General features: G+C 30.9%; 1 protein-coding gene. It reads right to left on the reverse strand.

Features of this window, described 5'->3' with window-relative positions:
• Nucleotides 1-134: 134 nt before the first annotated feature.
• Nucleotides 135-749 carry a DUF3885 domain-containing protein gene (locus tag COJ46_RS19450; protein ID WP_097979003.1) on the reverse strand — a complete coding sequence of 205 codons (615 nt, stop codon included), beginning with the start codon at nt 747-749 and terminating at the stop codon, nt 135-137.
• Between the last annotated feature and the right edge of the window lie 479 nt (nt 750-1,228).

Raw genomic sequence — 1,228 nt, forward strand, 5'->3', positions numbered from 1 at the left:
ATCATTGCAAGCATTTCTTTACAAAAAATTAATAAAAGTTTTATACGCTCTTTTTTTGAAACTTTCTATATATATTGCTCTGTTAATTTTAGTGAGGAAACACTACGAAATGTAGCTTCCCTTTTCATCATGTTTCAACTAAAAACCTTCTCAATATTAGGTTTGTCATAATCCAAGATCCATTCATTGTAAATATCATATATATCTCTTATTGTGTCGGGTGAAGTTGCCAATAAATCACACCCTCTGTCATCGTAAATGTGAAAGATCGTTTTCTTGTTAATATTGATAAAATATACTCTATGAAAAACCCTCGGACTAATTCCCAAATCATGGTTGCATATTGCTTTTAACAAAGAATGGTATTTGAATTCATTCGTATTACATTTAAATCTATGCGTTTTATATGTTCCTTCTTCGTCATCTTCAGGAAAAACATATGGCTTCGTTTGATGCTTTAATCTATACAATAGTGACTTCTCTACATATGGTGGAAAGTTCACTAATTTACGTTTAATTTGTTTACCTCTTTCAAAATCATTTACATCCATTACGACAAATATATCTTCTATTGAAGAGTGTATCGCTTCAAATAAAGTGATTGCCCTTTTATAACATCCCAATATATATGGGTTATCAGGATAAACATAACCCCTTTCCCACTCTACCCCAAGTTCAAATCGTATCCCAATATCCCAATTGTAAAACAAAGGTGGTCTAAGTTCTAAATTAGGAAATACTTCTTTCAAGAAGTTGTTAAGTATCAGTCAAACACCTCATATAATCTATAAATCAAATAAACATAGACTCAATATTGAGTCTGGACAAACTCAACAATCATAAGTAACTGTCATTTCAAAAACAAATGATGTGAGCAATCACTCTTTAATGTCGTGTTTTGTACTTTCGTTACTCAGACCATAAGATACTTTGTAGCTACTTCCTTATGCAGCCTATAACATTATTTCATTCGATAATGTAGACAATTTCCATTTTGAATATGGTCCAAACTTTTTATTACACCTTTCTCTTCGTCAGATAGAAAGCGATGATGCTATTTTCCGTTTTCTTTAGCGTATCCTACAACAAAAACTTAACCGTGTCAGTTGACTTTTGATCATTCCTGGAATTAATTTCTATTTACTAAGTAAAATTTTAAGTAAGTCTATCGTTTTCATTTTCCAACACAAAAAAACATCAGCTATTATGCTGATGTTTTTGGTTACCA

The sequence above is a fragment of the Bacillus sp. AFS077874 genome (assembly GCF_002566505.1).
Classification (GTDB): Bacteria; Bacillota; Bacilli; order Bacillales; family Bacillaceae_G; genus Gottfriedia.